This window comes from Pseudonocardia sp. SID8383 (assembly GCF_009864975.1).
In the GTDB taxonomy this organism is placed as follows: domain Bacteria; phylum Actinomycetota; class Actinomycetes; order Mycobacteriales; family Pseudonocardiaceae; genus Pseudonocardia; species Pseudonocardia alni.
Map to the genome: position 1 here is coordinate 1 of NZ_WWFY01001113.1, position 9,498 is coordinate 9,498.

Here is a 9,498-nt window from a genome sequence, read left to right on the forward strand (position 1 = left end):
CGGGCACGGCGCGCGGGGTGCTCCTGCAGATCCGCGGCGGCGGTTCCTACCTGGGCTCGGCCGCGCGGGACGACGTCGGGAACCGGGCGCTGTCCGAGGCGCTCGGCGTCGCGGTCGTCGCCGTCGACCACCGGCTCGCCCCGGAGCACCCCTGGCCGGCCGCCCCCGACGACTGCGCGACCGCGGCACTGTGGCTGCTCGACCGGGCGCCGGAGCTGTTCGGCACCGACCGGGTCGCGTTCACGGGCGTCTCCGCCGGGGCCACCCTGGCCGTGACGACGCTGCTGCGGTTGCGCGACCGCGATCTGGCCGATCGGGTCGCCGGGGCCGAGCTGCGGTACGGCACCTACGGCCTGAGTGCCCGCACCCCGGCCGGTCGCCGCATCGCCGGCGAGTACTTCCTGCGCGCCCACGCCGGCCACGTCGCCGACCGGACCGTCCCGGACCTCTCCCCGGTGTTCGCCGACCTCACCGGCCTGCCGCCGCTGCTGATGACGGTCGGTACCGACGACGTGCTGCTGGAGGACGACCTCGCGATGGCCGCCCGGCTCGCGACGGCCGGGGCCGAGGTCGACCTGCGCGTCAACCGGGGCGTCCCGCACGGCTTCGCCGGGCACGACACCCCGGTCGACGCAACCGCGCTGCGGTACGCACGGGACCGGCTGTCCGCCCGGATCGACGGCGCGTCCCCGCCGCCCGGCGTGTGACGACCCGACCCCGCACACCGTGCCCCGACCTCGCAGCCACTGCGGGGGCTGCGAGGTCCGGGAAGCCTCTGCGAGGTGCGACGCCGCGACCCGTCCGCTCACGGTGAGTCATGCAACGCGTGTTCCCGGTCTACGGAAAGTGAACCCGGTGGGCGGACGTGAACCACCGTCCGCGACATCGATCTTCCTGCGGCACACGAGAGACGGGGACGCAGTGCCTGCGACCCGTCTCCGCGCGTTACCACCATATGAACTCCGACGACCTGACCGTGCCCATCCTCGACCCCGCCCAGCTCGCCGAGCTGCGCCGCAGTACCGACCCGGCCCCCGCCGCGGCGCCACCGAACGCCGCGGCCTGGCTGCTGATGACGGTGCTGGGACTCGGCATCGTCGTGACGATGCTGGTGCTCGTCGTCGCCTGGAGCTGAGCACGGCCCGGTCGGGATCTTGTGCCACGCGTCACAAGGGAGAAGAGTCGGCCCCGGTCCGCGTCTTCGACGGAGCAGGAGCGTGACAGCAGTGACGACCGGGACGACAGCGCAGCCGACGGCGATCGAGAATCCCTATTACACCCACGAGTTCCACGGCGACTACGACCTGATCAGCCTGGGGGAGTTCGCGCTGGAGGAGGGCGGGGTGATCCCCGACCTGCAGCTCGCGGTGGCCACCTTCGGCACGCTGAACGCGGCGAAGGACAACGCGATCCTCGTGACGACCTGGTACTCGGGCACGCACCAGATCTTCCGCGACGTCTACATCGGCCCGGACCACGCGCTGAACCCGGAGCGGTACTTCATCGTCGTGGTCAACCAGATCGGCAACGGTCTGTCGACCAGCCCGCACAACGCCTCGGGTGCCAACGCGGGCATCGCGATGTCGAACTTCCCGCACGTCCGCATCGGCGACGACGTCCGTGCCCAGGAGCAGCTCCTGCGCGAGCACTACGGGATCGACCGGCTCGCGCTGGTCGTCGGGGGGTCGATGGGCGCGCAGCAGACCTACGAGTGGATGGTCCGGTTCCCGCAGAAGGTGCGCCGCGCCGCGCCGATCGCCGGGACCGCGCAGAACACCCCGCACGACTTCCTCTACACGCAGGCCCTGGTCGAGGCGATCACCTCCGACCCCGGCTTCGCCGGCGGCAACTACCGCAGCAACACCGAGGTCGAGGCCGGGCTGAAGCGGCACGCCGGCATCTGGGCGGTGATGGGGTTCTCCACCGAGTTCTGGAAGCAGGAGGTGTGGCGCGCCCTGGAGTTCGAGTCCCGCGAGGCGTTCATGGCCGGCTTCCTGGAGCCGTACTTCACCGCGATGGACCCCAACGACCTGCTGTGCATGGCGTGGAAGTGGCAACGGGGCGACGTCGCCCGTCACACCGGCGGCGACCTCGCCGAGGCGCTCGGGCGCAACGAGTCCGTCGCCCGGGTCATCCCGATCAACGAGGACATGTTCTTCCCGGTCCGTGACCACGAGGCCGAGCTGGAGCTGACCCCGCACGCGACGATCCGCGTCGTCGACGACCTGCTCGGGCACCTCGCCCTGTTCGGCGTCGCGCCCACCTACATGCCGCAGATCGACCAGTACCTGCAGGAGCTGCTCGACAGCCCGGCGTGACCGCGGGCCCGGACCGTCCCCGACCCGCCCGTTCGGGGACGGTCCGGCGCACTCCGGACACATTCGTGGCAGATACTGCCAATAAATCGTAGGCTGGGGATCACCACCACGACCCCAGGAGTGTCGATGACCCTCGCCACCGAGCGTCCCCGCCTGCCGTTCACCCGACCGAACCTGCTCGACCTCGCGCCGTTCTACGAGGTCCTGCGCCGCGAGGCGCCGATCGCGCCCGTGACCACCCCGGCCGGGGACCCGGCCTGGCTGGTGACCCGGTTCGCCGAGGTCCGCGAGCTGCTCGGGGACAAGCGGTTCGGCCGGTCGCACCCGGAGCCGGAGAAGGCGTCGAGGATCAGCACCGCCGCCGTCCAGGACGGGCCGACCGGCACCTACGAGAACGAGGCGGAGGAGCACGGCCGGATGCGCCGGCTGCTCACCCCGGCCTTCTCCGCCAAGCGGATGCGGACGCTGTCCGGGCACGTGCAGGACCTCGTCGACGGCTACGTCGACGCGATGGTCGCCGAGCACGACGCCGCGGGCCCGGGTGCCACCGTGGACCTGCACGCCCACCTCGCCTTCCCGCTGCCCGTGGCGGTCATCTGCTCGCTGCTCGGCGTCCCCGAGTCCGACGGCGAGTACTTCCGCGCACTGTCCGACCGGATGGCGACCTTCTCCGGGGAGGACGCCCACGTCGCCCGCGAGGAGTTCGGCCGCTACATGGCCGGGCTCGCCGAGGGCAAGCGCGCCGAGCCGGGCGAGGACGTCATCACCGACCTCGTGCAGACCCAGGCCGAGGACCCCGGGTTCGGCTACCCGGAGATGGTCCGGCTCTGTGTCGGGCTGTTGTTCGCCGGCCACGAGACCACGGTGAACCGGATCGGGCTCGGCATCCTGTTCCTGATGACCAACCGCGACCAGTGGGACAGGCTCGCCGCGGACCCGGACGGCCGGGTCGACGCCGTCATCGAGGAGGTCATGCGCCTCGGCGCGCCCGGCGACCTGGGGCTGCTGCGCTACGCCCACGAAGACGTGGAGATCGCCGGGGTCACGATCGCGCGCGGCGACGCGGTGATCCTCTCGGTCAACGCCGCCAACCGCGACGTCGACGTCTTCGACCACGCCGAGACCTTCGACCCCGACCGCACCGAGCGCGGGCACGTCGGCTTCGGCCACGGGCCGCACTTCTGCATCGGCGCGAGCCTGGCCCGCACCGAGCTGCGCGCGGTGTTCGCGACGCTCGCCCGCCGGCTTCCCGGGCTGGACCTCGCCGTCGGCATGGACGAGCTCGACGTGCGCACCGACCACATCACCGGCGGCGTCCGCAGCCTGCCGGTCCGCTGGTGAGGGAGGGGACCGCGATGAAGGTCGAGGTCGACCAGCACGCGTGCGTCGGCTCGGGGCAGTGCCTGCTCACCGCCCCGGACGTGTTCGACCAGCGCGATTCCGACGCCGTCGTCGAGCTGCTCACCGACACCCCGCCGGACGGCCAGGAGCAGGCCGTGCGCAACGCGGCGCGCGGCTGCCCGGCGTCGGCGATCACCGTCGTCGACGGCTGAGCGGAGCGATGAGTCCGGGACGCCTCCGCGGTCGACCCCGGTGTACGACGCACCGACGACCGTGGAGGCACCTCCCGTGCGCACCCTCGCGATCACCCAGAACATCACCCTCGACGGCGCCGTCGAGTTCCTCGGCGACTGGTTTGACCCGAGCGCCGGGTCCGGAGGAGACGACGGCGGCGACATGCTGGCCGAGCTGCACCGCCAGGACGCCGCGTCCGACGCGACCCTGCTCGGCCGTCGCACGTTCTGCGACTTCCGCGGCTTCTGGCCCGCGCAGACCGACGACGCCACCGGCATCACCGACTACCTGAACCAGGTCGACAAGTACGTGGTGTCCTCCACGCTGACCGACCCGGAGTGGCAGAACTCCACGATCCTGTCCGGGGACCCGGTGGCCGAGGTGGCGGCGCTCAAGGAGCAGCCGGGCACCGACATCGTGCTGACCGGCAGCATCACGCTCTGCCACACGCTCATCGCCGCCGGGCTCGTCGACGAGTTCCGGCTCTTCCACCACCCCGTGGTCCAGGGTGCCGGCCGGCGGCTGTTCCCCGACGGCTGGAACGCCGAGGGGCTACGGCTCCTCGACGCCCGCTCGTTGGGCGGCGGGATCGTCTACACCGCTCACGCGCCGCGCTGATCGGCGCTCAGGTCGCCGTCTCCTCCCGGGCGGCGGCCCGCTCGACGCGGTGCCGCACGTACCGCGACACCAACAGCCCGCCCACGACGGCGACGAGCAGCCCGATCCAGGAGAACCGCTTCAGCCAGGTCTCGGCGACGATGCCGAGCAGGTAGATCAGGGCGACCGTGCCGCCCGCCCACAGCACCGCACCGGTGGCGTTCGCCGCGAGGAACGCGGGATAGCGCATCTTCATCGTCCCGGCCAGCGGCCCGGCCAGGATCCGCAGGATCGCCACGAAGCGGCCGAACAGCACCGCCCACACCCCGTGCCGGTCGAAGATGCGGCGGGCGACGGTGAGGTGGGCCGGGCCGAGGTGCTTCGGGAAGCGACGGCCGAGCCGGTCGAGCAGGCCGGTGCCGTAGCGGCGCCCGACCGAGTAGCCGATCGAGTCACCGACGATCGCGCCCGCCGTCGCCGACGCCGCGACGGCGACCGGGTCGATGTGGGACCCCGGGCGCGCGGCCAGCAGCGCCGCGCCGACCAGCACGATCTCGCCGGGGAGCGGGACCCCGATGCTCTCCACCCCGACCACACCCGCGCACAGGAAGTAGATCGCGAGCGGGGGGATCGCCATCAGGAGCATGTCGACGTGCACCACTCCATCATGCACACGTTCCGGTGGTGCGGTGACGGCCCGGTGCGGGCATCATGCGCGGGCGTGAGCACACCGCTGGAGCAGGTCTTCCTGGCCGCCCACGACGACCTGCCCCGTGAGGCGCCGGGATCGGAGGAGACGACGGCGCTGCTGCTGCGGCTGGCCGGTGACCTGCCCGAGCGGCCGCGGATCGTCGACATCGGCTGCGGGACGGGCCCCTCGACGCTCCCGCTGGCCGCGGCGACCGGTGGTGAGGTCGTCGCCGTCGATCTGCACGAGCCCTTCCTCCGGCGGCTGCGGACCCGGGCCGCGACGTCCGGGCTGGGGGAGCGGGTGCGTCCGCTCGTCGCGGCGATGGACGACCTCCCGCTGCCCGACGGCGAGGCCGACCTCGTCTGGTCCGAGGGAGCGGCCTACATCATGGGGTTCGACGCCGCGCTGGCCGGCTGGCGGCGCCTGCTCGCCCCGGGCGGTGTGCTGGTCCTCACCGAGGCCGAGTGGACGACCACCGAGCCGTCGCCCGGCGCGCGGGAGTTCTGGGACAGGAGCTACCCGGGGATGCGGACGACCGCGGAGAACGTCGCCGCCGCGGAGCGCGCCGGGTACACGGTGCAGGCGGTCTACCTGCTCCCCGACTCCGACTGGGACGCCTACTACCGGCCGCTGGCCTGCCGGATCGCGACCCTGCGTGAGGACGGCGTCGACCCGGCGGCGCTGGACGAGGTGGGCGACGAGATCGCCGTGCGGGAACGGTTCGGCGCCGAGTACGGCTACACCGGCTACGTCCTGCGTCCGCGCTGACCCGGCGTCCGGACGTGGTCGTACGCCCCCGCACCGACGACGACCTGCCGGGCTGCGTCGCGGTACTGCGTGCCGTGCACGCCGCCGACCGTTACCCGTCGACCTGGCCGGCCGACCCGGCGGCGTTCCTCTCCCCGCCGGGACTGGTCACCGCACTGGTCGTCACGGTGGGGGAGCGGGTCACCGGGCACGCCGCGCTCCTCACCGACGATGTCGACGCCGCGGGCGACTCCGGTGCGCTGCGGCTGACCCGGGTGTTCGTCGACCCGGCGGTCCGTCGTGCCGGGCACGCCCGCGCCCTGCTGGCGGGCGTCGCCACCGCGCTCGCGGCCTGTGGCCGCGACGGGGTGCTCGACGTCGTCGAGTCCGTCCCGGCCGAGCGCCTCTACCGGGCGGCCGGCTGGGTCCGCACCGGGGCCGCGCCCGCCGGATGGCGCTTCCCGGACGGTCGCGAACCGGTCGCCGCGCTCTACCGGCTGCCGATCACGCAGCGCCGAACGGGTGACGACGCAGTGCAATAGTCGACCATTGGTCACGCTGTGCTGCGCCGATCGGGCTACGGTGATCCTCGTGATCGAGGTCCCCACCCCGACGGTGGCCGGTCTGCTGCTCCGCGCGGTGCCGCAGCCCGTCCGCCGGGACGCCCACGCCGCGATGCACACCCTCGCCCCGTGGGGCGCGGTGTCGGCGCAGCTCGTGCAGGACTCCGGCGGCGGCGTCGCCGACCACGACGTGCACGTCGACGGCGACCCGGTCCACATCCCGTTCCGGACGTCGTTCCCCTGGCCGTCGTCGGCCGTGCTCGCCCGGATGGGCACGCGCCGCCGCGCCGTCGTCGCCGCGTGGATGTCGCGCAGCGAGAACGCCGGGCACCGCCAGCGCGCCGTGCGCGACCTGCTCTGCGTGCACGAGGCGTGGGTGGTGCCGTTCGTCGTCGCCCCCTGCGGGGAGTACGTCCACGAGATCGGCGCCGACGTCGACCGGTTCGTCCGCACCGAGCTGGGCCGCCACCCCGCGCTCCGGCACGCCTACGCCCGCTTCGTGCGGGACAACCCGCGCTTCCTGGCCACCACGCGGCACCGCGCCGTGACCTTCCGCCACCTGGACCACCGGTGGCCGCACCGGGGCGACCCGGACCGGACCTACCCGCAGCTCGCGGCACTCGACGCGCTGTGCGCCCTCGCCTATCGGGGAGGTCAGGACTACCCGGGGGACCCGGCGCCGCCGCGGGTCACCGCGGCGGCGTCCTGATCGCTCAGGCGGACGGGGCCGCCGCCGTGACCTCCGCGGTGCCGCGGTCCAGCACCACCTCGCCGTCGACGGCGGTCCGGAACGCGACCGTGCCGTCGCCGGTGTCCCACACGGAGACGGTCAGGGACTGCCCGGGTACGACCGGCCGGGTGAACCGGGCGTCCATCGCGACGAGGCGACGGGCGTCGCCGTCGCAGACGGTCGCGACCAGCGCACGCGTGGTGAACCCGTACGTGCACATGCCGTGCAGGATCGGCCGGTCGAAACCGCCCTTCGCGGCGAACTGCGGGTCGCTGTGCAGCGGGTTGCGGTCCCCGGTCAGCCGGTACAGCAGGGCCTGGCCGGGCGTGGTCCGGTAGGCCACCTCGTGGTCGGGTGCGCGGTCGGGGACGGGGCTCGGCGCGCTGTCACCGCGGGTGCCGCCGAAGCCGCCCTCGCCGCCGAGGAACAACGTCTTCGTGCTGGTCAGCACCGGCTCGCCGGTGCCGGCGTCGACGGCCTCGGCCTCGGTGCGCACCAGCGCCCCGGACCCCTTGTCGAGCACCTCGGTGACCGTCGCGGTCACCCGGACCCGCCCCTCCACCGGCAGCGGGCCGACCACCCGGAACGCCTGCTCGGCGTGCACGACGCGCGAGGCGTCCACGTCACCGAGGTCGACCTTCGCGCCCGCTGTGACGATCTCTGCGAACGACGGCAGCACCGCCGTCCGCACGCCCCCGGTGTTCTCCGTGGTCAGCGACAGCTCGGCGGTGGGGTCCTCACCCCCCGCGCCGACGGCGACCGCGTAGAGGAGCACGTCGTCCCGTGCCCACGCGAAGCTGACCGGTTCGCACTGCGTGCCCTCGAGATCGGGCGCCAGGGGCATGGGGAGTCTCCTTCGACGTTCCACCGTGAGGCGGAAACCTATCCCGCCCGGTGCCCGCCGCCCAAGCCCCCGGTGCCCGGCTGACACACTGTCGAGGTCAATCGTGGTCGTGAAGGGAAGAGTGTGGTGACGGCATCACCGGAGGCGGTCGAGCTGGCGAAGGTGGCCGCGGCCGCCGCGGCCGACAAGAAGGCCGTCGACATCGTCGCGCTCGACGTGTCCGACCAGCTCGCGCTGACCGACTGCTTCGTGCTGGCGTCGGCGGCCAACGAGCGTCAGGTCCAGGCCATCGTCGACGAGGTCGAGGAGAAGCTGCGCGAGCGCGGCAGCAAGCCGACCCGGCGCGAGGGCGACAAGGACAACGGCTGGGTCCTGCTGGACTTCAACGACATCGTCGTGCACGTCATGCACACCGAGCAGCGCGGCTTCTACGGCCTGGACCGGCTCTGGAAGGACTGCCCGGCGATCGAGGTGCCCGACCCCCAGGGCGCCCCGGACGGCACTGCATGACGCTGCGCCGGGTCACCCTGCTGCGGCACGGGCAGACCGAGTACAACTCCGTCGGCCGGATGCAGGGGCACCTGGACACCCGGCTGACCGACGCCGGGCGCGCGCAGGCCGCGGCCGTCGCGCCGCGGCTCGCGCAGGAGCGGTTCGACCGGATCATCACCTCGGACCTGACCCGTGCCCACGACACCGCGACCGCCGTGGCCGGGGCCGTCGGGCTGCCGCTGTCGGTGGACAAGCGGCTGCGGGAGACCCACCTCGGGGACTGGCAGGGGCGCACCATCGCCGAGATCGGTGCCGACGACCCGGGCGCGATCGCCGAGTGGCGGTCCGACCCGCGGTTCACCCCGCCCGGTGGGGAGTCCCGGGTCGACGTCGTCGTCCGGTCGCTGCCGGTCGTCGAGGAGCTGGACCTCGAGTACGCCGCCGACCCGGAGGAGCGCTCCGTGCTGCTCGTCGCGCACGGCGGGATGATCGCCGGGATGGTGTGCGGGCTGCTCGACCTGCCGCAGTCGTCCTGGCCGGTGATCGGCGGGCTGGGCAACACCCGCTGGGCCGTCGTCGCCCGTCGTGACGACCATCCCCGCTGGCGCCTGTCGGGGTACAACATCGGTGCCTGACCTGCTGGTCGTCGGGGACTCGCTGGCCTTCCACGGACCCGAGCGGCCCTGCCCGGCCGACGAGCCCAGGCTGTGGCCCAACATCGCCGCCGCCCGGCTCGGGGGCCGCGCCGAGATCGTCGCGCGTGCCGGGTGGACCGCCCGGCACGCCTGGTCGGCGATCACCGGGGACCCGCGGGTGTGGGCGGCGCTGCCGCGGGTCGGAGCGGTCGTGCTCGGGGTGTCCGGGATGGACTCGCTGCCGTCCCCGCTGCCGACCGCGCTGCGCGAGCTGATCCCGGTGCTGCGCCCCGCCCCGCTGCGCCA

13 protein-coding genes and 1 pseudogene are annotated in these 9,498 nt (G+C 73.5%); 12 read left to right on the forward strand and 2 right to left on the reverse strand.

The features are described 5' to 3' along the window. The 6 genes from GTW08_RS26980 to GTW08_RS27005 all read left to right on the forward strand — a co-directional run. Positions 1–707: alpha/beta hydrolase fold domain-containing protein (locus GTW08_RS26980; RefSeq protein WP_161152703.1), on the forward strand; the 707-nt coding region annotated here is incomplete at its 5' end. A gap of 248 nt (positions 708–955) precedes the next feature. Next, positions 956–1,135 carry a hypothetical protein gene (locus GTW08_RS26985; RefSeq protein WP_073578029.1) on the forward strand — a complete coding sequence of 60 codons (180 nt, stop codon included), beginning with the start codon at positions 956–958 and terminating at the stop codon, positions 1,133–1,135. A gap of 82 nt (positions 1,136–1,217) precedes the next feature. Further along, positions 1,218–2,318 carry an alpha/beta fold hydrolase gene (locus tag GTW08_RS26990; protein ID WP_301549177.1) on the forward strand — a complete coding sequence of 367 codons (1,101 nt, stop codon included), beginning with the start codon at positions 1,218–1,220 and terminating at the stop codon, positions 2,316–2,318. Between the two features lie 126 nt (positions 2,319–2,444). Next, positions 2,445–3,659, forward strand: coding sequence for a cytochrome P450 (locus tag GTW08_RS26995; RefSeq protein ID WP_073578249.1), 1,215 nt, complete (start codon positions 2,445–2,447; stop codon positions 3,657–3,659). Between the two features lie 14 nt (positions 3,660–3,673). Continuing rightward, a complete protein-coding gene (locus GTW08_RS27000) occupies positions 3,674–3,871 on the forward strand; it encodes a ferredoxin (protein ID WP_062404434.1) in 198 nt (65 codons plus the stop codon). A 76-nt stretch (positions 3,872–3,947) separates the two neighbouring features. Further along, complete coding sequence (locus tag GTW08_RS27005; RefSeq protein ID WP_073578248.1) at positions 3,948–4,511, forward strand: dihydrofolate reductase family protein; 564 nt, start codon at positions 3,948–3,950, stop codon at positions 4,509–4,511. Positions 4,512–4,518: 7 nt separating this feature from the next. On the opposite strand, the gene GTW08_RS27010 is transcribed toward GTW08_RS27005, so the two are convergent. After that, a complete protein-coding gene (locus tag GTW08_RS27010; RefSeq protein ID WP_073578247.1) occupies positions 4,519–5,148 on the reverse strand; it encodes a DedA family protein in 630 nt (209 codons plus the stop codon). 63 nt (positions 5,149–5,211) lie between these two features. Between GTW08_RS27010 and GTW08_RS27015 the strand changes: the two genes are divergently transcribed. Genes GTW08_RS27015 through GTW08_RS27025 form a run of 3 tightly spaced genes read left to right on the forward strand, consistent with a single transcriptional unit; the run spans position 5,212 to position 7,200 of the window. After that, positions 5,212–5,949 carry a class I SAM-dependent methyltransferase gene (locus tag GTW08_RS27015; protein ID WP_073578028.1) on the forward strand — a complete coding sequence of 246 codons (738 nt, stop codon included), beginning with the start codon at positions 5,212–5,214 and terminating at the stop codon, positions 5,947–5,949. A 14-nt stretch (positions 5,950–5,963) separates the two neighbouring features. After that, positions 5,964–6,470: a GNAT family N-acetyltransferase gene (locus GTW08_RS27020; RefSeq protein ID WP_073578027.1), complete on the forward strand. Its 507-nt coding sequence runs from the start codon at positions 5,964–5,966 to the stop codon at positions 6,468–6,470. 49 nt (positions 6,471–6,519) lie between these two features. Next, positions 6,520–7,200, forward strand: coding sequence for a hypothetical protein (locus tag GTW08_RS27025; protein WP_139283009.1), 681 nt, complete (start codon positions 6,520–6,522; stop codon positions 7,198–7,200). 4 nt (positions 7,201–7,204) lie between these two features. On the opposite strand, the gene GTW08_RS27030 is transcribed toward GTW08_RS27025, so the two are convergent. Continuing rightward, positions 7,205–8,065 carry a MaoC family dehydratase gene (locus GTW08_RS27030; protein WP_073578025.1) on the reverse strand — a complete coding sequence of 287 codons (861 nt, stop codon included), beginning with the start codon at positions 8,063–8,065 and terminating at the stop codon, positions 7,205–7,207. Between the two features lie 126 nt (positions 8,066–8,191). Here GTW08_RS27030 and rsfS point away from each other — a divergent pair, with 126 nt between their 5' ends. From rsfS to GTW08_RS27045, 3 genes and pseudogenes are all read left to right on the forward strand, one after another. Continuing rightward, on the forward strand, positions 8,192–8,575 hold the full coding sequence (gene rsfS / locus GTW08_RS27035; protein ID WP_073578246.1) for a ribosome silencing factor: 384 nt from the start codon (positions 8,192–8,194) through the stop codon (positions 8,573–8,575). Further along, positions 8,572–9,192 carry a histidine phosphatase family protein gene (locus GTW08_RS27040; RefSeq protein ID WP_073578024.1) on the forward strand — a complete coding sequence of 207 codons (621 nt, stop codon included), beginning with the start codon at positions 8,572–8,574 and terminating at the stop codon, positions 9,190–9,192. The genes rsfS and GTW08_RS27040 overlap by 4 nt, the downstream gene beginning before the upstream one ends. After that, positions 9,185–9,498: pseudogene (locus tag GTW08_RS27045) on the forward strand (SGNH/GDSL hydrolase family protein); the annotation flags it as partial. The gene GTW08_RS27040 and the pseudogene GTW08_RS27045, both read left to right, overlap by 8 nt.

Coding starts and splice junctions, on each gene's coding strand:
- GTW08_RS26985 (WP_073578029.1), top strand. CDS start 956: ATGAACTCCGACGACCTGACCGTGCCCATCCTCGACCCCGCCCAGCTC.
- GTW08_RS26995 (WP_073578249.1), top strand. CDS start 2,445: ATGACCCTCGCCACCGAGCGTCCCCGCCTGCCGTTCACCCGACCGAAC.
- GTW08_RS27000 (WP_062404434.1), top strand. CDS start 3,674: ATGAAGGTCGAGGTCGACCAGCACGCGTGCGTCGGCTCGGGGCAGTGC.
- GTW08_RS27030 (WP_073578025.1), bottom strand. CDS start 8,065: ATGCCCCTGGCGCCCGATCTCGAGGGCACGCAGTGCGAACCGGTCAGC.
- GTW08_RS27040 (WP_073578024.1), top strand. CDS start 8,572: ATGACGCTGCGCCGGGTCACCCTGCTGCGGCACGGGCAGACCGAGTAC.